Annotated in this window: 19 protein-coding genes; 11 read left to right on the forward strand and 8 right to left on the reverse strand. The window is 38.7% G+C overall.

Annotation, left to right across the window (positions count from 1 at the left end):
- From L6469_RS08760 to L6469_RS08780, 5 genes are all read left to right on the forward strand, one after another.
- Complete coding sequence (locus tag L6469_RS08760) at window positions 1-2,088, forward strand: TonB-dependent receptor plug domain-containing protein (protein WP_006282743.1); 2,088 nt, start codon at window positions 1-3, stop codon at window positions 2,086-2,088.
- On the forward strand, window positions 2,089-2,733 hold the full coding sequence (locus L6469_RS08765) for a YiiX/YebB-like N1pC/P60 family cysteine hydrolase (RefSeq protein ID WP_006282744.1): 645 nt from the start codon (window positions 2,089-2,091) through the stop codon (window positions 2,731-2,733).
- Between the two features lie 85 nt (window positions 2,734-2,818).
- Window positions 2,819-4,048 carry a nucleoside recognition domain-containing protein gene (locus L6469_RS08770; RefSeq protein WP_006282745.1) on the forward strand — a complete coding sequence of 410 codons (1,230 nt, stop codon included), beginning with the start codon at window positions 2,819-2,821 and terminating at the stop codon, window positions 4,046-4,048.
- Between the two features lie 56 nt (window positions 4,049-4,104).
- Entirely contained in the window at window positions 4,105-5,589 is a 1,485-nt protein-coding gene (locus tag L6469_RS08775) for a polysaccharide biosynthesis C-terminal domain-containing protein (RefSeq protein ID WP_006282746.1), read from the forward strand.
- A 43-nt stretch (window positions 5,590-5,632) separates the two neighbouring features.
- On the forward strand, window positions 5,633-7,753 hold the full coding sequence (locus tag L6469_RS08780) for a S46 family peptidase (RefSeq protein ID WP_027453197.1): 2,121 nt from the start codon (window positions 5,633-5,635) through the stop codon (window positions 7,751-7,753).
- Window positions 7,754-7,843: 90 nt separating this feature from the next.
- Here the strand turns inward: L6469_RS08780 and L6469_RS08785 are convergent, their stop codons facing one another.
- Window positions 7,844-8,380 carry a TIGR00730 family Rossman fold protein gene (locus L6469_RS08785; protein WP_006282748.1) on the reverse strand — a complete coding sequence of 179 codons (537 nt, stop codon included), beginning with the start codon at window positions 8,378-8,380 and terminating at the stop codon, window positions 7,844-7,846.
- Between the two features lie 218 nt (window positions 8,381-8,598).
- Here L6469_RS08785 and L6469_RS08790 point away from each other — a divergent pair, with 218 nt between their 5' ends.
- A complete protein-coding gene (locus L6469_RS08790; RefSeq protein ID WP_006282749.1) occupies window positions 8,599-10,467 on the forward strand; it encodes a DEAD/DEAH box helicase in 1,869 nt (622 codons plus the stop codon).
- Window positions 10,468-10,554: 87 nt separating this feature from the next.
- Here L6469_RS08790 and L6469_RS08795 read toward each other — a convergent pair whose 3' ends face one another.
- Window positions 10,555-11,493, reverse strand: a complete 939-nt coding sequence (locus L6469_RS08795; protein ID WP_006282750.1) for a carbohydrate kinase family protein — start codon at window positions 11,491-11,493, stop codon at window positions 10,555-10,557.
- Between the two features lie 88 nt (window positions 11,494-11,581).
- Between L6469_RS08795 and L6469_RS08800 the strand changes: the two genes are divergently transcribed.
- Complete coding sequence (locus L6469_RS08800; RefSeq protein ID WP_006282751.1) at window positions 11,582-12,811, forward strand: M16 family metallopeptidase; 1,230 nt, start codon at window positions 11,582-11,584, stop codon at window positions 12,809-12,811.
- Window positions 12,812-12,828: 17 nt separating this feature from the next.
- Here the strand turns inward: L6469_RS08800 and L6469_RS08805 are convergent, their stop codons facing one another.
- From L6469_RS08805 to dapB, 5 genes are read right to left on the reverse strand one after another with little or no spacing between them, the layout of a single operon-like run.
- The gene (locus tag L6469_RS08805; RefSeq protein WP_006282752.1) at window positions 12,829-14,763 is read right to left on the reverse strand and encodes a hypothetical protein; all 1,935 of its coding nucleotides are present in this window, start codon (window positions 14,761-14,763) and stop codon (window positions 12,829-12,831) included.
- 43 nt (window positions 14,764-14,806) lie between these two features.
- Window positions 14,807-15,433 carry a WbqC family protein gene (locus L6469_RS08810; RefSeq protein ID WP_006282753.1) on the reverse strand — a complete coding sequence of 209 codons (627 nt, stop codon included), beginning with the start codon at window positions 15,431-15,433 and terminating at the stop codon, window positions 14,807-14,809.
- Window positions 15,430-15,852: a signal peptidase I gene (gene lepB, locus L6469_RS08815; RefSeq protein WP_006282754.1), complete on the reverse strand. Its 423-nt coding sequence runs from the start codon at window positions 15,850-15,852 to the stop codon at window positions 15,430-15,432. The genes L6469_RS08810 and lepB (L6469_RS08815) overlap by 4 nt, the downstream gene beginning before the upstream one ends.
- Window positions 15,853-15,902: 50 nt before the next feature.
- A complete protein-coding gene (gene lepB, locus L6469_RS08820) occupies window positions 15,903-17,348 on the reverse strand; it encodes a signal peptidase I (protein WP_039870703.1) in 1,446 nt (481 codons plus the stop codon).
- 56 nt (window positions 17,349-17,404) lie between these two features.
- Complete coding sequence (gene dapB / locus L6469_RS08825) at window positions 17,405-18,160, reverse strand: 4-hydroxy-tetrahydrodipicolinate reductase (RefSeq protein ID WP_006282756.1); 756 nt, start codon at window positions 18,158-18,160, stop codon at window positions 17,405-17,407.
- Between the two features lie 170 nt (window positions 18,161-18,330).
- On the opposite strand from dapB, the gene L6469_RS08830 reads away from it, so the two are divergent.
- From L6469_RS08830 to dusB, 4 genes are all read left to right on the forward strand, one after another.
- Window positions 18,331-19,641 carry a DUF2851 family protein gene (locus tag L6469_RS08830; RefSeq protein WP_006282757.1) on the forward strand — a complete coding sequence of 437 codons (1,311 nt, stop codon included), beginning with the start codon at window positions 18,331-18,333 and terminating at the stop codon, window positions 19,639-19,641.
- A 73-nt stretch (window positions 19,642-19,714) separates the two neighbouring features.
- Window positions 19,715-20,128, forward strand: a complete 414-nt coding sequence (locus L6469_RS08835; RefSeq protein ID WP_006282758.1) for an acyl-CoA thioesterase — start codon at window positions 19,715-19,717, stop codon at window positions 20,126-20,128.
- A 12-nt stretch (window positions 20,129-20,140) separates the two neighbouring features.
- Window positions 20,141-21,268, forward strand: coding sequence for a DNA-processing protein DprA (gene dprA / locus L6469_RS08840; protein ID WP_006282759.1), 1,128 nt, complete (start codon window positions 20,141-20,143; stop codon window positions 21,266-21,268).
- A 94-nt stretch (window positions 21,269-21,362) separates the two neighbouring features.
- Window positions 21,363-22,364 (forward strand): tRNA dihydrouridine synthase DusB, encoded by a 1,002-nt coding sequence (dusB, locus tag L6469_RS08845; RefSeq protein WP_006282760.1) that lies wholly within the window; start codon window positions 21,363-21,365, stop codon window positions 22,362-22,364.
- 155 nt (window positions 22,365-22,519) lie between these two features.
- Here the strand turns inward: dusB and L6469_RS08850 are convergent, their stop codons facing one another.
- Window positions 22,520-22,990, reverse strand: coding sequence for a DUF4252 domain-containing protein (locus L6469_RS08850; protein WP_039870695.1), 471 nt, complete (start codon window positions 22,988-22,990; stop codon window positions 22,520-22,522).
- Between the last annotated feature and the right edge of the window lie 23 nt (window positions 22,991-23,013).

Consider the following 23,013-nt stretch of genomic DNA (forward strand, 5'->3'; position numbering starts at 1 on the left):
ATGTACAAACCAATTTTAAACAAGCGCTCCAGCCTGAAGTTTAAACGCTTCTCTAACAAGGGCTACTCTCTTTTCTCTGTTTTGGGAAAAGAAGTTCTTGTAGGCACTCTTAGTGTTGCTACACTAAGTCATGCCAAAGCTGAAGGCCTGAGTACTAAGGTAGAGTTCGCAGAGGTAGACTCTGTGACCAACCAGAAGGTACTGCAGCTTGATGAAGTGAATGTCACTGCATCAAGAGCGCCACTGACCATGAGTCAGCAAGCGAGAATGGTAACTGTACTGAGTCGCGAAGAAATTGCGGCTGCTCCAGTACAAAGTATTAACGATCTGCTGAAATACGTAGCCAGCGTAGATGTAAGACAGCGCGGTCCTATCGGAGCCCAAACAGATGTCAGCATCAGAGGTGGTAACTATGAGCAGATTACAGTTCTCCTCAACGGGGTCAACATTAACGACCCACAGACAGGTCATAACGCTTTCGATTTCCCATGTGATATTAGTGATATCGAACGCATCGAAGTTCTAAAAGGACCTGCTGCTCGTGTTTATGGAACTTCATCTCTCCTTGGAGCTATCAACATTGTAACCAAACAGCATGACGCATCTTCGGTTTCTGCATACGCAGAAGGCGGAAGCTATGGTTATGGCAAGATGGGAGCACGTCTGAAACTAAATTACGGCCGATGGAATCACTCTTTTTCTGGTAATTTTACTCGGAGTGATGGCTATAGCAGAAGCAATGCAGGCAATCTCAACATGAATTTCAATGGTGGTAAGGCTTTCTATCAGGGAGGATATGAGGACGAACAAGTTATCGTAAGATGGCATGCAGGACTAAGCACAAAGGGGTATGGAAGTAATACCTTCTACAGTAACTACTCTGATGAGCAGTACGAGCGTACTACAAAAACTTACACGTCTATTCAAGCCGAAAACAAAACGGGTAACTTTCATTTCCATCCATTGATTTACTGGAATAGAAATATGGACCGTTTTGAGCTTTTCCACGATAATCCTGATGCCTATCCATATAATTATCATCGCACCGATGTTTTCGGCGTAAATCTGAACGGCTATTTTGACTGGGGAGCTGGTAGAACTGCATTTGGTGCAGAGATACGCGAGGAAGATTTGGTAAGTGGAAATCTTGGTGAAAAACTATCCCGAGTACATCATATTGCTGGTACTGACCGCAACTATACTAACGGTATCAACAGAACTAACATTCAGTTTGTACTCGAGCATAATATTCTACTCCACAACTTTACCCTATCTTTGGGTCTAACTGCTGTTAAAAATAGCTGGTCTGAAATGAATATGCGCATATATCCGGGTATTGATGCCAATTACCGATTTGGCGAGCACTGGAAAATATACGCTTCATATAATTCCTCATTGCGAATGCCTTCGGTTACAGAGCTCTATTACAACAGTAAAGGCTATAATGCCAATAAAAATCTGGAACCAGAAGAATTAACAGCCCTAGAGTTTGGTACCAAATATAATAGTAATGCCCTTCAAGCATCTGCTAGTGTTTTCTATAATCACTATAAGAATCTGATTGACTGGATTATCGATGAAAAGGCCGATTCTGCAGTATTGACGACTACTAATTTCGGAAAAATCAACGCTTTTGGCGTAGAGGCAAACCTTACTTTCAACTTTAGAGAGATTTTGCCAACCCAACATATACTGAAAACATTCAGCCTACAATATGCTTATTTGAACCAAAATCAGAAGCAATATGAAGGCATTACAAGTCGCTATGTTTTAGAGTATCTGAAACATAAACTTGTAGCCAACCTACAGATGAATCTTTGGAAAAACCTGGATTTAGGCATCAACTACCGATTTCAAAAGAGAAATGGAAGGTATGCTGCAGGTTATGACGAAACGACCAAGACAAATATTCTGAAGAAATATTCGCCATACAGCATTTTGGATGCTCGTCTATCATGGAATAAGCCTACCTACAGTCTCTATATTGAAGGGAACAACCTCATTTCGCATCGCTATGTAGACTTTGGAAGTCTGAAACAACCAGGTTTCTGGTTTATTGCTGGTGCAAAAATTAACATTACCCTATAAATGGAAAAAATTATAGTAAACTGTATTTTGCTGTGTGTAGCCCTCATAGGCTACGCACAGCAACCCACATATAGCCAGAGCATATACACTGCCGAACAACTCCAAGAAGGCGATTTGCTCTTTTATGCATCAGCAACAGACAATCCAATAACTGATGTTACAAATGGTTTTCAGGGCACACTCATTAGTCATGTGTCTATAGTCGTAAAGAATCAAGGTAAACCATATATACTAGAAGCTAACCACAAGGGAGTTATCTTTCAGCCAATTGACAGCACTTTTAATCGATTAAATCGCCGAAAAGAGCATATTTATGTCGGCAGAATCCATTCAAAATGGGACATCAAGACATCGATAGACAAGGCCAAAAGATATATCGGAAAGCCCTATGATTTCTATTTTGAACCCAACGACAGTGCAATCTATTGTAGTGAGCTCGTTCAACTATGCTACCAAGACAAACAAGGACATCTTCTTTTTGAGCCCATCCCAATGAGTTTTCACGATAAGACCGGTAAAATTACCAATTATTGGAAAGAATACTATCACAAAGTAGGCAAAGAAGTACCAGAAGGAGCCCCAGGAAGCAATCCTGGTGATCTATCCCGAAATCAAAAAGTAAAAATCATCGGAATGATACTATAAGATGGACAAGCAAAACATGCAAAAAATGAATAAATCACTGTAAATGATGGTATTATTCATTATTTTTCGTATTTTTGCAACCACTATGGTACTAAATTATATCTGGATAGCTTTTTTCGTTATCGCATTTATTTTTGCGATTATCGGTCTTTTGATGGGAGACACAACTATCTTCCAAAAAATTGTCGATTCAACTTTCGATAGTTCTAAGAATGCCTTCGAGATTTCACTCGGCCTTACCGGTGTACTTGCCTTATGGCTAGGCATCATGAAGATAGGAGAAAAAGCAGGAGTTGTAAATGTACTGGCACGTATACTTAGTCCTGTTTTCTCAAAGCTATTTCCAGATATACCGAAAAACCATCCCGTGATGGGCAGTATCTTTATGAATATAGCATCAAACATGCTTGGACTTGATAATGCTGCTACGCCTACAGGACTTAAGGCTATGAGCCAGATGCAAGAGCTTAATAACCAGAAAGATACCGCAACCAACCCTATGATTATGTTTCTGGTACTCAATACCAGTGGACTTACCATTATTCCAACTACCATTCTTGCTTTCCGTGCTTCTTATGGAGCAGCAACCCCCACCGACGTATTCATCCCTATTCTATTAGCTACAGCCGTAGCAACCATAGCAGGTATCATCATTACCGCACTATGGCAGAAAATTAATATCTTACAACCCGTATTATTAGCCACATTAGGCAGTATCATCGCTTTTGTAGGTATCATCATCTGGGCATTCGGGCAAATGGATAAGGACACTATGGGCCAAGTAACCAGTTTAGCCAGCAACCTCATTTTATTAGGTATTATTTTGAGTTTTATCCTTGCTGGTGTATGGAAGAAAATCAATGTATACGATGCATTTATTGAAGGAGCAAAAGAAGGTTTCACCACTGCTGTGAAAATTATTCCGTATCTAGTTGCTATCCTTGTAGGCATAGGTGTATTCCGCGCTTCTGGAGCTATGGACATGCTGATTAACGGTATAGCTTGGTGCATCGAACAATGCGGACTAAATACCGATTTCGTAGGTGCTTTACCTACTGCATTCATGAAACCACTCTCTGGAAGCGGTGCTCGTGGATTAATGTTAGAAGCTATGAAAAATTACGGACCGGATAGTTTTATCGGTCGATTGAGTTGCATTTTCCAAGGATCAACAGACACAACGTTCTATATATTGGCTGTATACTTTGGTAGTGTCAATATCAAGTATACCCGCCATGCCGTAGCTTGTGGACTGCTGGCTGATTTGGCAGGTGTCATAGCAGCAATCTTTATTGCCTACCTTTTCTTTGCATAAAAGGTATTCATCGTAAAGAAGCACAAAAAAATAAGATAAAAATAACAATAAAATAAATGGCAAATTTAAAATCTTTAGCGAAGGATACTGCTATCTACGGATTAAGCAGCATTATGGCACGATTTATCAACTATCTGCTCGTTCCGATTCAGACCGCAAAATTTAATGCTGCTGGCGGACAATATGGTATTATTACTAACGTATATGCCTATGTAGCTCTACTTATCATCATTCTGACCTATGGAATGGAAACCACATTCTTCCGTTTTATGAGTAAAGATGGTGAAGAACCTAAAAAAGTATATGCCACAACGCTGAAAATGGTGGCTACGACTTCCATTCTCTTTGCAGCTATTATCATTCTCTTCAATCAGCAAATAGCAGGGTGGCTAGGATACACAGATCATCCAGAATACATTTTGGTAATGTATGTCACTGTGGCTATCGATGCCTTTACCGCTATCCCATTTGCTTATCTGAGATATGCACATCGCCCTATGAAATTTGCAGCATTGAAAGTACTGAATATCACGTTAAATATAACTTTCAATTTACTCTATCTCATCATTCTACCATACTTCAAGTGGAATTTATTTGGTATCTATGATGCTAACTTTACTCTCGATGTAGTATGGGTGTTCTATATCAACCTAGCTTGCTCTACCATCGTATTGCTTATGCTGGGACGAGAATTAAAAGAAATCAAAAACCCATTTGATACAGCTACATGCAAGCGCATGCTCAATTATACATGGCCTTTACTCGTAATGGGATTAGCTGGCCAACTTAACCAATGTGCGTCACAAATTATATTCCCTTACGTATATGACGGTAATGCGGCAGATGCCCGAGTACAACTTGGTATCTATGGCGCCTGCATCAAAATTGCCATGATTATGGTTATGATAACCCAAGCATTCCGTTATGCTTATGAACCATTTGTATTCGGTAAATCTAAAGATAAAGATAATAAGGACACCTATGCTTCTGCCATGAAATACTATATTATCTTTACCCTATTAGCTTTTCTCTGTGTTATGGGCTATATGGATATTTTACGCTACATCGTAGGAAAAAGTTATTGGGATGGATTGGAAATTGTACCTATCGTCATGGCTGCAGAAATCATGTTTGGCATCTTCTTCAACCTAAGTTTCTGGTACAAACTCATCGACAAAACGATTTGGGGAGCATACTTTTCAGGTATTGGAGCTGTCATTCTGATTGTAGTAGATATTCTACTTATTCCAAGATTCAGCTATTGGGCTTGTGCATGGGCAGGATTTATATCCTATGCCATAAGTATGATTATCAGCTATATCTTTGGTCAGAAATATTATCCTATTAAATATCCATTAAAAGATATCGCACTTTATGCTGGTGTAACCCTTATCATTTTTGGAGCTATATCTGCAACCAATAACTATCTTCCAATGATAGCTGCATTAGCTATCAACACTATACTGATTATGCTTTTTATTGCACTCATTGTGAAGAGAGATCTTCCATTGGGACCTATTATAAAAAAAATCAAAAAATAATATTAATCAAAACAAATTATAACGAGAGATGAAAAAATTAATGATGAAGGGACTGACAATGTCTCTCCTCGTAGCAGCATCCATACCTGCAGTTCATGCAGACGAAGGTATGTGGACTCTTTACAACCTGCCTCAACAAGTGTATGAGACTATGCAGGCAGAAGGCTTCACTATGCCTTATAACGATTTGTATAATAGTAAGAATTCACTTAAAAATGCAGTAGTTAACTTTTCGGGCTTTTGCTCTGGTGTCGTTGTATCTCCAGATGGTCTGGTCTTCACAAACCACCACTGTGGTTTCGAAGCTATCCGTAGCCATTCTACCGTAGAACATGACTACATGCTTAATGGTTTTGTAGCCAATAGCTATGCAGAGGAATTGCCTAATAAAGATATGTTTGTAAGTTTTATGAAAGAACAGAAAGACATTACAGACTATATCAACGCACAACATATTGACAAATTAAATTCTGACCAGAAAGCTCTACTTATAGACTCTCTACAGAATGCCATGACAGATTCTATCAAGAAAATCGACTCAACCCTACACATTGATATCGATGCATTCTATGAGGGCAATAAATGGTATGCTACCACCTACCAAGACTTCACCGACCTCCGATTAGTCTTTACAGTACCTAAGAGTATGGGTAAATTTGGTGGTGAAACAGATAACTGGATGTGGCCACGCCAAACTTGCGACTTTTCTGTGTTCCGTATCTATGCAGATCCTAAAACTAATGGTCCTGCAGCCTATAGCAAAGACAACGTACCTTACAAGCCTGAACGCTGGGCACAAGTAAGTCTACAGGGTTATCAGGATAAAGATTATGCCATGACCATCGGTTATCCAGGTAGTACTAGTCGTTATCTTTCTAGCTATGGCATTCAAGAACGCCGTAATTCGCTCAACACACCAATGGCTCAAGTTCGTGGTGTAAAACAAGAAGTGATGCAGAAACACATGCGTGCTGACGAAGGTGTACGTATCAAGTATGATTCAAAATTCGCTCATAGTGCCAATTACTGGAAAAACTCACTGGGTATGAACAAATGCATCGATTCTATCGGTCTGATTAATCAGAAGCAAATATTCGAAGCTAAAATACGAGCTTGGCAAGATACTGCTAAGGATTTAGAACACAAAGTAGATTTCGATCTTCTGGCTCGTCTCTATAAGAAACGTATGGAGATTTCATACGTACTGACCAACTGGTCAGAATCTTTTAGCCGCAGAAGTGATGTTGAGTTCTCTGTAAGAGCACTGAAATTGAACAATGGTATGGAAGTAAAGGGTCCTAAGGATAATGCCAAAAAACAATACTTCCAGTTTGAAGATAATAGCAATGACTGGGACGCACCTCTTGACAAAGAAGTACTCGCAACCCTGCTTAAGAATTATCGCGAACATGTAGACAGTAAATATCTGCCTAAATTCTATCAAACTATTGATAAAAAATTTGGTGGCAACTATACAGAATACGTAGACTTCCTTTATAATAAGTCTATCATCATGAAAAAGGATGCCAAAATCTACTTCAATAGCAAAAGCTATAAGAAAGATCCAGGTGTCATCTATGGCGAAGACCTCATGGATATACGTGAAGACCTTCGCGAGGGTATCGGTCTCCTCAACGATAGTATCGACGAACAGGAGAAATATCTCTGCGCTGCAAAAATTCGTATGGAACAGGATTTACCACACTATAGCGATGCCAACTTTACCATGCGTCTGAGCTATGGTCAGGTTAGCAGCTTTGATCTTGGCGGTAAAGATTCTGGTTATTACACTGTAGCTGAAAGTATCGTAGAAAAGATGAAGAAAGGTGAAAAAATCTTCGATTATCAGGCTGAACCTATTATGCAGCAGCTCATGAGTGAGAAAGATTTTGGCCAGTATCAGGATAAAAAGACTGGTAAGATGCAACTCTGTTTCTTGACCAATAACGATATTACAGGTGGTAACTCTGGTAGCCCTATGTTTAACGGTAAAGGTGAACTAATCGGTTTGGCTTTTGATGGCAACTGGGATAGCTTGAGCAGTGATATCAATTTCGATAGCCGCTTGGCAAGATGTATTGGTGTAGATATTCGTTATGTACTCTATATGATTGACAAATGGGGACATGCAGACCGTCTGATTAAAGAAATCAACGCAAAATAAAGAAAATTTTATATATCAAAAAAAGGCTTGCTCCATATTGGAAGTAAGCCTTTTTTTGATATATAAAATTCTGATTGATATCATCAAACACTAAATATCTGCTATTATTCTCTGAATATCTTCAAGAGAAGATGCTATCTCTATGCTATCATGATAATCACCTCGGATAAATCCTTTCTGCTGCAAATCATCCAATACTTGAATAAAAGGGTTCCAAAAGCCTTTTAAATTATAAAGGATAACCTTTTTCTGATGATATCCTATCGTATGAGAAGCTGCCATAGAAAGTATTTCATCCAACGTACCAATACCACCAGGAAGAGCGATAGCAATATCACTTTGTGTAAGCATCAAGTCCTTACGATCACTTAAGTTCTCACAAGGAATCTCTACATCCACAAACTTACTGGTACGACCAGTGCTCTCAATCAGCGTAGGTATTATGCCAATCGTCATAGCACCACTCTCCTTACAAGCTTTGCCGATACACTCCATCAAGCCCATATTACAACCACCATAAACTAATGTATGGCCTTCAGACCCCATCCATTTACCTAATTCATCCGTTGCTGTGAAGAAATCAGGGTCAATATTACGATTTGCTGAACAATATACTGCTATTTTCATATCATGCAAAGATAAAAATATGATAGGAGAAAAAAGCAAAAAAGGAAAATATTTTTTTATTTATTCAACTTTTGGAAATTATTCCAATGTTTTTTAGTAACTTTGCAACCGATAAAACTTACACTTTGTAAGTTCCGTTTTTATAACGAAGGAAATACACTCTATTTAAATGGCTGGGAAGGGTGTTTGTCCTTCACATTTAAATACAGGTTAAAAGATTGAAGACATTTGAAGAATTAGGTGTAAGCAAAGATATTTGCCGCGCCATCAGTGAACTTGGATTTGAGCATCCAATGCCAGTCCAGGAAGAAGTTATTCCATACCTATTAAGTCGCGAAAGTGATGTTATTGCATTGGCACAAACAGGTACAGGTAAAACCGCAGCCTATGGATTGCCAGTATTACAAAATACAGACCCTTCCACCAAAATTACACAGACTGTTATTCTGAGTCCTACTCGCGAACTCTGCCTGCAAATTGCTGACGATTTAAACGAGTTTGCCAAATACATAGATGGCATGCACATCGTTGCCGTATATGGCGGTACAGATATTGGTTCACAGATTCGTACCCTGAAACACGGTGTACAAATCATTGTAGCAACTCCAGGTCGTTTGGTTGACCTGATGAATCGCGGTGTAGCCAAGCTGGAAAACGTTCAGAATATAGTACTTGATGAAGCTGACGAGATGCTGAACATGGGTTTCTCCGAAAGTATCAATACCATTTTTGAAGGATTGTCTAAAGACCATATTACCCTACTTTTCTCTGCCACAATGAGCAAGGAAGTAGAGCGTATCGCCAAGAATTACCTCCATAATCATAAGGAAATCGTAGTAGGCAGCCGTAATGAAGGTGCAGAACACGTAAATCACATCTACTATATGGTAAGTGCCAAAGATAAATATTTGGCATTGAAGCGTATCGTAGACTTTCACCCACGCATTTTCGGTATTATCTTCTGTCGCACCAAGGTAGAGACACAAGAGGTTGCCGATAAGCTGATTAAGGACGGATACAATGCAGAAGCACTTCATGGTGACTTGAGCCAACAGCAGCGTGACCTTACTATGCAGAAATTCCGCAATCATCTTACCCAGTTCCTCGTAGCCACAGACGTTGCAGCTCGCGGTCTTGATGTAGATGAATTGACTCACGTTATTAACTATGGATTACCTGATGATATCGAGAGTTATACTCACCGAAGTGGTCGTACTGGCCGTGCCGGTCGCAAGGGTACATCAATCAGTATTATCCATGTGAAGGAAAAGTGGAAAGTACGCCAAATCGAAAAGCAAATTGGTAAGGAATTCATTGCTGGTGAGCTTCCTAAGGCAGAGGAAATCTGCAAAAAGCAGCTCTACAAGGTGATGAACGATATCATGAAGACTGATGTAGATGAAGATATGATAGCTCCATATATGGAAGATATCAATCGCCAGTTTGAATATATTGACAAGGAAGATATCATCAAAAAGATGGTAGCTGTAACTTTCGGCAAATTCTTAGATTACTATAAGAATGCACCAGAGATTATCCAGCCTACAGGAAAGAGTAGTGAGATTCGCTCTGAACGTGGTGGAAAAGGTGATCGACGAAACGATAGGAGCAGAGGTCCACGCAAAGCAGAACCTGGTTATCGCCGACTATTTATCAACTTAGGTAAAGCTGATGGTTTCTACCCTGGTGAGGTCATGCAATTCTTGAACAAAAATATGAAGAACCGCCAAGCTGTAGGTCATATCGACTTACTTTCTAAGTTCTCATATATCGAAGTTCCAGAAAAAGATGCCAACAAGGTTATCTCCACGATTAATGGTCTAGAATATAAGGGCCGTGAGGTAAGATGTAATGATGCAGACGAAGCTGGACACGGAAGAAACAGCGGCAGAAGCGAGCGTAGAGGTAGTGGACGTAAAGGTGATCGTCATGACCGTAAAAATAGTTACCCAAAAGGTGGCAAAAAAGAGGACTGGAGAGATCTGATAAACAAAGCTAAGAATGTAAAGTTCAAGGATAATGAGCCTGATTTTAGTGAAGAAGGTTGGGCTATTCGCCGCCCCCGCAAAGGTAACAGAGGAAAATAAGAATAAGTTTATTCGAAACAATAAATCGGGTTTGCTTCTTATGAAGTGAACCCGATTTATTGTTTCGACACTATAGAAAGTGATATATTATTTCAATAACGCTTTCATATTTGCGCCAAACTCAGGTGAAATATAATTATAGATATCCTTACAACACTCTGTGGAAAACTGCTGTCCTGCCGTAACAATACTATCCCATTGTTCCTCTGTCAATCCATGATCTATATCGTCACGGGTAATATGATTTCTAATCATACCATAAATCAGACCCGCATTAAAGTTATCACCAGCTCCGACTGTACTTACAGTATCCGTATCTGAAACAGGGTAACTTTTCTTGAAACCACCCTCCGCACGCAGCTGTATAGGTTGAGCGCCAAGGGTACAGATAAACTTCTTACAATAAAAAGAAATCTCTGACGTATATACTTTATCCGGATCTGGCATCTTATAAAGCACATCAAAATCTTCATGACTACCACGAACAATATCCGCAAACTCAAGATTATCTAGCAAATTTGGAGTAATCTTCATAATATCTGTACGATGAGATGGGCGATAATTAACATCGTAGTACAAGATAGCACCATGCTCTTTAGCATACTCCAAAAAGCCAGCTACCTGTGGACGAACAACAGGATTAACAGCAAAGAAGGAACCAAAAAGAACAATATCATCGCGATTTACCTCAGGAAAAGAAAACTCGAGTTGATCGTGAGGATGATCTTTATAGAAGATATAATCAGCATTATTATTCTCATCCAAAAAAGCTAATGCTAATGGTGTCCGACTATCCGGAAATACACTAACATTGTCAGAGCTAACACCATTTTTCTTCATAAAATTAATAACCTGATCACCCACTCTATCATTACCCGTCTCACTAATAAATGTGGTATTTACTCCAGAACGAGCCAACGAAATAATGGCATTAAATGTTGAACCACCTGGCAGAGCACTTACAGGCTTGCCCTGCTTGAATATAATATCGAGAACGGTCTCGCCTATTCCTATAACTTTACGCATAATTATAAATATTTGCAATGCAAATATAACAAAAAGAAAAGTCACCCGAACCAATTAATGAAAGTTTTTTTGTAATTTTGTATATGATATGAAATATAACACGTATACGTTGAAAAATGGTCTCCGAGTTATTCACCTCGGAAGTACATCACCTGTTGTTTATTGCGGATATGAAATAAATGCTGGTACTCGACTGGAAAAAGCTGGTGAGGAAGGATTAGCTCATTTCTGTGAACATACTACTTTTAAGGGTACTACACGAAGAAAAGCCTGGCATATTTTAAATTGTTTAGAAAGTGTGGGTGGCGACTTGAATGCCTTTACCAATAAAGAAGGAACAGTGTACTATGCTGCAGTTCTTAAAGATCATATCAATCGCGCTGTTGATATATTAACCGATATCGTATTTCACAGCGTTTATCCACAAGCTGAAATAGATAAAGAAGTAGAAGTAATCTGTGATGAAATAGAGAGCTACAACGACTCTCCTGCTGAACTTATCTACGATGAATTCGAAAATATTGTATTCAAAGGTCATCCATTAGGTCATAACATCTTAGGAAAAGCTGAACAGGTACGCCAATTTAAAACAGAAGATGCCTTGCGCTTTACACATCAATATTATCGTCCAGAGAGAGCAATATTCTTTATCTATGGGGATGTAGACTTTAAACGAGTAATAAAATTGCTTGAAAAGTATACAGCTGATTTTCCAGAACAGAAGCCATTTATTGAACCTGAAAAAGAACCTCTACCATTACGCTATCAACCAGGAAAATATATTTATGATAAAGGTACTCATCAAGCTCACGTCATGATTGGTAATCAAGGCTATGCCATCCATGATCAACGCCGCATGCCACTCTACCTGCTCAATAATATATTAGGCGGACCTGGTATGAATGCTAAACTCAACTTAGCGCTTCGAGAACATAACGGTCTCGTATATACAGTAGAAAGCAGTATGGTAAGCTATGGCGATACAGGACTATGGTGTACCTACTTTGGTTGTGATCCGAACGATGTAAATCGGTGTCTGCGTATTGTTCGCCGAGAACTGAAAAAATTTACAGACAAACCGCTATCCCAACATCAGTTACAAGCTGCAAAGAAACAGATTAAAGGCCAAGTAGGTGTAGCCTGTGATAATAGAGAAAACTTCGCCATAGACTTTGGTAAAAGCTTTCTCTATTATGGATGGGAGAAAGATATTACGAATCTCTATGCACAAATAGAGGCTATTACAGCTGAACAGATACAAGCTGTAGCTCAAGAAATATTCGACGAGAATAAAATGACGACTCTAATCTTCAAATAAATGAGATATATCGCATTTTATTTAATAGTAAAATTGACACGATGATGTAAACGCTCTCCCTTAAACAACTTTTTTTTCTCACTTTTGGCAAAAGGATATACTTTAATCGTATTAATCGAATTTTCCACGGATCCATCGCCTATTTCTGCTGACAAAGGCGTATCAGCTTTAACTTCCAACAAGCCATCAATACTTGTTTTACCTTTTTTCTGATAAATCTCTCTCTCTGTACAGGTAAAAGCATCTGTGCTAATAGCTATCATACCAGTACGATCAGCCTGAATTTCTGTATCACGAAGCACTAAAACCTCATCACGATAATCTAATCCATGCCCATTACTAGTTAATGTGAACGAACGCTTCAAGGTAGAATCATTCTCTATTAAAAGCCCCTTAACCTGAAAATAATTTCCTTGAAGCATAAAATGAGGAGTATCTATAGGACGTGCATTAATATTCTTATTCTGCAGTTGTATATAGCCTAAAAGGTTACCTGTATTAAACTTGCGAAAAGGAACGACCAAATTATTATTACTCAAGTCTAAAGGAGCAATATAACCCGTATAACTATTTTTACCCTCACTCCATGAAAAACAAGCAAAATAATTCTTAGTTAACGTACGAACTATCCTTTGACATGGAAAAAATTTAGCTTCAGCATGTCGCTTCTGAAATTCACTCCACACTGTAGGTTGCATCTCAGAAGTAGATAACATCTCATGCATCAACCAACTCATCATGACACGATGAGACTGAACCCCCATCCTACGTCCACCTACATCTGGTCGTAAAAGCCAACTACCATCAGAAGTCGTCAACTGGCGATGTCGAATCTGCTTATAAGCCTGATTCTCAAAATAAAGCGCATCAACATCCCTAAGCATACAAGCCATAGTAGAATAACTTGTTAACTGATCATACAGAAACAAGCTCCAGTCGTTTCCATTCGGCATAGCTTGCTCGCCATCAGGCAACGTAAGCCAATTCAAAACATTCTTCGTCACTTGATCGCAATTATGCAATAAAGCATTTGACTTCCATTTAATATGTTCACCTTGAAACAGACGCAGAGCCAAAGCAGCTTCACCTAATTCCTGAATAACAACATTCTGATAACTTGTATGGAAAAAACCGTGATTCTGAAGTGTCCAATCCTCATAAAGATTAGCCCCTTGATACAAATCGGCAACCGTTTTAGAATCAAACCAAGGATCGATAACCTTATTATTCGTAGCATCAGAAGGATGAGAATAACTATTGATAGCAAAAGCACGCATACGCTCAAACCAATGAGATGCAAGAGAGTCATTTGGAAAAAGACCTATAGCAGCAGCCAAGACACCTACTTCCCAACCATTTTCCTCCGCCTTAGTATCACCTTGATAACCAGTAGGAATGTCACGCTCTAACTCATAATTACATTCAGCCTTTAACAGGCGATATAATTTATCCTTTTGCGCAGAAGACAACTTGTTCCATTGGAAAAAAGCAGAATACGCTACCGACAAAGCCCAAAGACTACTTTCCCACTGATGATCTTTCTTGCTTACAGAGCCCCAATAACGCTTATCCCTACAAGTTCTTAGATGTACCGCTTTATGCGTATCTAAAGCGAAAGAAAGCGATTTATAGGCGATACTATCTATTCTCTGCCAAGTTACCGGATGAGGCAGCTTTACTTTTCCCTGTGCATAATGGGACAAGAATGCGCATACCATGCTCAAATCAGCATTGGTACGCACTCCTCTTTCATCACTTCCCATCGTATTCTCTCCACGAAAACAACCATATTTTTCATCGATATCTTGATAATCAGTACTGACATATTGAGTAAAACGAGCCAACATGCCCAACAAAGAATCTTTTAATGCATGCTCCTTTACAAAAGAAGAATGAGCTGATAAAGATATTGTCATTAAAAACGACAAAAATAATAGGATAATTTTCTTCATGGTTTTGATAGAAAGAATAATAAGGATGGACTAATGAGCCGAACTATAGATAGAATATAGCCTCATTACCTTCGTTAAAAAGAAGGTCTAGAACACTCATATTCGGTTGAAACCCAAAACGCTGTTGATATACTTGATAATAAGTATTTGGTACAAAATCGGTATCCTCTCCTGGGTGTTTCGGACGAATAACATCACGGAAATCCGTCATATCAATTACAGAATCTGCCATGACATAGCTCTCAGTAAAATCAATAGATGGATGAATGTCGAGCAACTCACACATTTTCTCCATTATCGCCTGATTATAATCAAGCAGAAATTCCCACTTTCTTTCGAAAAAAGGACGAATGTCATCCGCATAATACTCAAAAAAAGGACTTTCTCCATAAGCAGATAACAATGCATTCCAATGCTGATGACGCCAGTTATCATGGTCACTGATACGAACATCTTTCATCGGAGTCTTATCCAGTCTGCCATCAACAGGACGCTCTACTGGGATAGAAAGAGCCTGAACTCCATTAGTAGTAGGAATAAGACAACGATTACGAAACGTCTGCTTCATAAAGTTATCATGCTGTTCTATCAAGCAATGTTCAAAACGATTCAATTTCTGGTACCACTGAACAGGTCCGAAATAAGTAGAAGAAAGTAATGCTGTTTTCAAAATTTTAAATGATATATTTTTTTAGCTTTGCCAATAATCTGATGCTTATGCACCAACACACGTTGTTTACCAATCCTTACCAAATATAGTTTACAATCCTTGCACCCACATCGCCTGCAACAAATAAGTGGAATACGATAGAGTTCCTTACCATACTTAATAGTATCGCCGGGGAGATATAATACCCTACCTATATTAGTTGTAGCATCTACTGTATCTGTAAAGGCTATGATATCACCCTTAAGAATAGGAGCATTAGAAATTCTATTCACTATAACACGATCACCAGCTTCAAAATCAGGACGCCAATCTTGATTAGGCACAGTATAGATAGTGAATATAAAGGTTCTGATAGCCAACATCACAAGCGTGGCAATAATCAAAGCCAGAAGAAATTTAAAAATCTGCCCTATGTGCATTGACAAAACGAGGGATGGACATAAAAATCCACCCCTGCGTATTTTAGAGTTTATTTGATATTATCTACAAAAGTAAACAAACGGTTCCAGCGGATTCCACTAAAACCCGGATGATCTGGATTATGCGACCACCAAATAAAAATAGGTTTACCCACAATATGATCCTCTGGCACAAATCCCCAATAGCGAGAATCGGCACTGTTGTGACGATTATCACCCATCATCCAATAGTAATCCATCTTAAAGGTATAGCTCTTAGCCTCATGACCATTAATGTAAATCTTATTATTCTTTACTTCTAACTGATTATGCTCATATACCTTGATAGGACGCTCATAGATGGCGATATTCTTCATATTAAGCGCAATACTTTCTCCCTTTTTAGGAATCCAAATAGGCCCATAATTATCACGTGTCCAACCTGTTACAGCATTCAACGGATAGACGTCACCGGTTGTCGCATCTGTATTAATTCGAATCTCTGCTACCAAATCCTTACGAGCTTTCAAAGCATTATAAGCACGCTTAGTAAGAGGTAAGTAACCATTCTGATTAAGCGATGTAAGATCTTCCATAGTAATGCCATACTCATCTAAGAATTCCTCTGGTAGATCTTGCTTCAACTTAACATAATAAGTGTACTGTACATTATCTGGCTCCTTATTAGCTATGCCATTGAGATAGACAATACGATTCTTTATCTGAAGCGTCTGACCAGGAAGACCCACACAACGTTTCACATAATTTTCTCTTCTGTCAGTAGGACGAGAGATTACATCGCCATATTCACCCGGATTATCAATGATATACTTTCTTCCAATAGCATACAACTGAGCAAAGAAATCATACTGTTGCTGTGGATTAAGTTTGGCAACATCTACAGGAACATTATTCTGTTGTTCATAAATCTGCTGACCGAAAGAATAAGCCATCTGATAGAAATCTGCAGCCTGCCATTTCTCTTCATTGCATAGAGTATCGCCTGCAGGATAATTGAATACAACAATATCATTGAGTTCGACATTACCCAAACCCTTAACACGGCGATAATCCCAATGAGGCCATTCTATATAACTCTTCACATTCATCAGAGGCATAGTATGCTGAGTAAGCGGCATAGTCAGTGGTGTCTCTGGAATACGAGGACCATAACTAACTTTGCTCACAAAGAGGTAATCGCCAGTAAGCAAAGACTTCTCCAAAGATGAAGAAGGAATTACATAGTTCTGAAAGAAGAATAAATTAATAAAATATACAGCTACAAGTGCAAAGACCAAAGCATCCACCCAACTCATAATAAAGCGAACTGGTCCCTCAGCATCTTTCCACCACTGCCAACGTATCTTCTTGCTGATATAAACATCATAGATGAAAGGAACTACAATAAGTCCCAACCAACTTTTCACCCAAAATAGGAACAGAAAGTACAAAGCCAATACAATAGCAAATTTGGTCCACTGTACCTTCATATTAAGTGACTTTTTCTTGTCACTCATATCATAATTCAGTTTTCCACTGAAAATAGAATGCTTTTTTTCGTTATCTGCCATAATTAGAATTTGAACATATCGCTAATGGTCAAAAGGCCTGTATGGTTTGCAGTATACTCTGCAGCAAGCACAGCACCCAAAGCAAATCCCTTACGTGAATGTGCATCATGAGTAATTGTAATCTTATCAGCTTCGCTATCATAAGTAATGCTATGAATACCTGGTACTTCATCACGACGAATGCTGGCAATAGCTAATTCGTCAGCTGCAACATCATTACTACCCTCTTCTGTACCATCAGCATTATGTTGGAAGCCTTTAACCCACTTATCTTTACGATTAAGATTGTCAATAATCTCCTCAGCTAAAGTTATCGCTGTTCCTGATGGAGCATCCAACTTATGAACGTGGTGAGTTTCTTCCATCTCTACACCATACTGAGGAAAACCATTCATGATCTTTGCCAAATATCTGTTAACCGCAGAGAAAATGGCAACACCAATAGAAAAATTAGAAGCCCAGAACAAAGTTTGTTTACCGTCTTTAGTCAAAGCTTCAACATCTGCCTTATGATCTGCCATCCAACCAGTAGAACCAGAAACAACCTTCACATTATGCTTGAAAGCCTTCAAATAGTTGTCGTAAGCAACTTTAGGATTAGTAAACTCAATGGCAACATCAGCCGAAGCAAATGCTGAAGATTCAAAATCTTCTTGGTTATTCACATCAATTGTACAAACGATTTCATGGCCACGCTCAAGAGCGATCTGTTCGATCATATGTCCCATCTTGCCGTAACCGATTAAAGCTATTTTCATTGTTTACGTATTTATTCCGATTAATCACCGCAAAGATAGTACTTAATCAGATAAGTACAAAGAATACAACTATAATTTAATGAATTTTTGTGATATAAAAGTTATCAATCTATTACTTTTTTCAGTATCTTTGCAGATTGCGACGACTATTTGTACGCTTTTAGATAGAAATGGAATTATTATTACACTATGTGTGGAAACACAAGTTGTTTCCCCTAACAGAACTTACTACAACTGATGGAAAACGAGTTGAAATTATCGACACCGGACTCCATAATCAGAATGCAGGCCCTGACTTTTTTAATGCAAAGATCAAGATTGACAATACAATTTGGGTTGGCAATATTGAGATTCATGAAAAGGCTAGCGACTGGTATGTACATGGTCACCACCAGGATGAACGATACAATAACGTTATTCTGCACGTATGTGAAACTATCGATACCGATTGCCAGACTCAAAAAGGAGACTATCTTCCACAAATAAAACTATCAATACCTAGCTATGTACAAGAGCATTATCATGAATTATTGAGCATAGACCAATATCCACCATGCTATAAAATTATTCCAAACCTCACCCGACTCATGATACACAGTTGGATGAGCGCACTACAGACAGAACGACTGGAACAAAAGACTGTAGCCATACTTCAACGCGTCAATGCTTGCGATGGAGACTGGGAAAAAGGCTATTTTGTCACCTTAGCCCGAAGCTATGGATTTGGCATTAACGGCAATGCCTTTGAAGAATGGGGAAAACACATTCCATTACATGATGTGGACCACCATCGCGATGACTTATTTCAAATAGAAGCTATATTCATGGGACAAGCAGGATTGCTGGAACTCAACACGATACCACAACACTATCAACAGAAGGCACTCATTGAAGGATATTTCTCGAAACTACGAAATGAATATCTTTATCTTGCTCATAAGTTTTCACTTACACCGATGGATTACAAATACTGGAAATTTCTTCGGCTCCGCCCACAAAATTTCCCATATATACGAATATCTCAACTAGCCAACTTATATTATTCACGCAAAGCAGGTTTAAGCAGATTAATAGAATGTGAAAGTGTAAAAGATATCAAACAGATATTCAAGACATCAGTAACCAAATATTGGGAAACACACTATATATTCGGCTCTAGCAGTGAAACAAATACGAAGATACTATCGCCTTTTTCTCTCAATCTATTGATGATTAATACAGCCATTCCGATGCTTTTCGCTTATGGACGTTATAAAGGCTATGATAAACTTTGCGACAGAGCTTTCGATTTTTTAGAAGAACTTAAAGCCGAAAATAATTATATCGTAAGAATGTGGAAGTCTGTTGGCCTAAACGTGGAAAATGCAGGTGATTCACAGGCTCTCATTCAATTGAAAAATGAATATTGCGATAAAAAAGAATGCCTAAGGTGCCGTATCGGATACGAGTATCTAAAAACACGACATGATAAACTTGAATAAGATAATAAAAGATAAAGAAAAAAGTTATAAATACAAATAATGACAACTTATCAAATCACGAAAAATTAAAAATATGGAAAAATACATCTACGAAACAAAAATGGAGGTTAGAGATTATGAATGCGATATCGAAGGTATCGTTAACAATGCTAACTATCTACATTATTTTGAACATACCCGTCATCGCTTTCTGAAAACTACAGGTCTTAGTTTCAGCGAGATGCACAACCGTGGCATAGATGCCGTAGTGGCCCGTATGAATCTGCAGTACAAAACCCCTTTACAATGTGACGATATTCTCGTATCACGTCTTTGGATTGAAAAACAAGGTGTAAGATATATATTTCATCAAGATATCTTCCGCGAAAAAGATGAGAAACTTTGCTGTAGAGCTACCGTGGAACTTGTATGCCTCATTAATGGTAAACTGGGTAATAGCGATGAATACGACCGTGCCTTTGCCCCTTATTTTGCAAAGAAAGATTAACTTTAACACTCAATGAATCAACAAGAGATACTTAATACTATTGCTTTAACCCGAATTAATTATTTCACCCTTTCAGGTCTATTAGAACTTTATCGCGAGCTCGGTTCTGCTACAGCTGTCATCGAGCATCGCCATAATATTAAGGATATTCTGCCTAATGCCTCTCAACGTTTGATAGATGCATTACAAAACTTAGATGAACCTCTTAAAAGAGCAGAGGTAGAAATGGAGTTTGACTCCAAACATGACATTCTTCCACTCTGCCTTATCGACCCACGATACCCACAAAGACTGAAAGACTGTCCTGATGCTCCACTGGTACTATTCTATAAAGGTAATGCTGACCTAAACCAGAAAAGAATTATTAATCTAGTGGGAACACGACACTGCACACTCTATGGCAAAGACCTTATCCGTAAATTCATCAGTAACCTAAAATACATCTGTCCTAAAGTACTTATTGTCAGCGGACTGGCGTATGGAGTTGACATTAATGCCCATCAGCAGGCTTTAGAAAATAATTATGAAACAGTTGGCGTCTTAGCACATGGACTTGATACCCTTTATCCACGACAGCATATTACCACTTCCAAAAAGATGGTAAACCAAGGTGGACTACTAACAGAATTTCTCACGCAGACCAATGCTGACAAAATAAATTTTGTACGACGAAACCGTATCGTTGCGGGTATGAGCGATGCCACCATACTTGTAGAAAGTGCCGCTAAAGGTGGCGGACTAATTACGACAGAAATAGCACAAAGCTATGGCCGTGACGTCTTTGCTTTCCCAGGACGCATTGGTGATGAATACTCTACAGGGTGCAATAACCTGATACGTGATAACGGAGCTGCCTTGCTCACTTCGGCCCAAGACTTTGTTAAAGCCATGGGATGGGAAGAAGACAAAGTGCTCGATAAGGCAATACAACAAGGCATAGAACGACAACTCTTCCCTGAACTGAACAAGGAAGAACAAGCTATCGTTAATCTGCTCAAAAAGACAAACGACTTGCAGACTAATATTATCTCTGTAAAAACGAATATACCAATCAACAAACTCACAAGCATGCTCTTTACACTTGAAATGAAGGGTGTAATCAAGGGGCTAGCTGGTGGTATGTATCATCTTTTAAAATAAGTTCTTGCTACAGGATAGAAAAGTAATGCTATATTATAAAAACTCCTAACTCCTATCCCCTAACTCCCAACTATTTACTATCTTTGCAGCCGAAATGGAAATAGGTAATATTAAATTTGGAGAAAGACCCGTCTTCCTCGCTCCGATGGAAGATGTTACTGATATCGGTTTTCGTAAACTTTGTAAACGTTATGGCGCTGCTATGATGTATACGGAGTTTGTCTCTGCTGATGCTATCATCCGTTCCATCAAGTCAACTTTAAACAAGATGATCATCGATGACGATGAACGGCCTGTAGGTATACAGATTTATGGTAAAGAAGTTGAGTCTATGGTAGAAGCTGCAAAAATTGTTGAGCAGTTTCATCCTGATGTTATCGATATTAATTTCGGTTGTCCCGTTAAAAAGGTAGCAGGTAAAGGTGCAGGAGCAGGTTTGCTCCGTAATATACCATTAATGCTTGACATCGCTAAGCATGTAGTAGAGGCGGTCAATGTACCAGTAACAGCTAAGACTCGCCTTGGATGGGATCAAGATAATCTGGTCATTACTGATTTGGCAGAACAATTGCAAGACTGTGGTATACAAGCACTTACTATTCATGGCCGCACAAGAAGCCAAATGTATACCGGAGAAGCAGACTGGAGCTTAATTGGTGAAGTAAAAAAGAATCCTCGTATACATATCCCAATTATCGGTAATGGAGATATTACTACCCCAGAAGAGTGTAAACGAGCTTTTGATGATTTTGGGGTAGATGCAGTTATGGTGGGTAGAGCTACCTTTGGCCGTCCGTGGATTTTCAAGGAAATACGCGATTACCTGGACGGAAAGCCTGATGACAAATTGCTTGATATCAATAAGAAAATTGATATTCTAGAAGAGCAATTGAAAATTAACGTAGAGCGCATCGACGAATATCGTGGTATTCTACATACTCGTCGCCATTTGGCTGCCAGTCCAATATTCAAAGGTATACCTGACTTTAAACAGACTCGTATCGCAATGCTAAGAGCCACAAAAACCGATGACCTCATCGAAATTTTAGAAAACTGCAGAATTCTATTAGCTAACTCACAAGAAAATATCTTGTAAGTATACCACAGATACATTAGCTCTATAAATGGTTATCATACCAAAAGAATATTACAGAAAGATGTTATCCTAAAAATAACGGCTGAAAAATACTTGCTTTAATAAACGTAAATGTTAAAGGCAAATATTTCTCAGCCGCATTTCTTATAACCATGTTAGTCGTCCATATTTAAGTCGAGAACACTACTTACATCCTTAGGTGAAATGTGACCATCTACTTTCACAAACTTACAATCACCATCGCTAACATCGATGAATACTACTGAAGTTATTACCGTTTCATCACCCTTAACTAAAAGTCTAGTTCCCTTTTTCTGTTGACCGGAACGAACAAATTCGACATAATCGCCTTTATCGAGCTTTTCAACAGCCTTACGGAATTTTTTACGTATCGATTTCTTACAATTATCAAGTTCTAGAAATTTCACAGCATCCACTTTCTGGAGCACCTTATTCTTTTCAGTATTCGTACCAACTTTAACAAGCGACATCATATACTTTGGAATAGTAATACTCTTTGCCCCTTTGACATCAGAAAAAGTACGATAAAGCCCATCTATTGTCGTTTGAGAAAAGGCACAAATACTGACCAATAAGAGGGCCAGACTCATCAATATTTTTTTCATTAGCATATATTTTAATTAAATGC

It is taken from the genome of Segatella baroniae B14, assembly GCF_022024235.1.
In the GTDB taxonomy this organism is placed as follows: Bacteria; Bacteroidota; Bacteroidia; order Bacteroidales; family Bacteroidaceae; genus Prevotella; species Prevotella bryantii.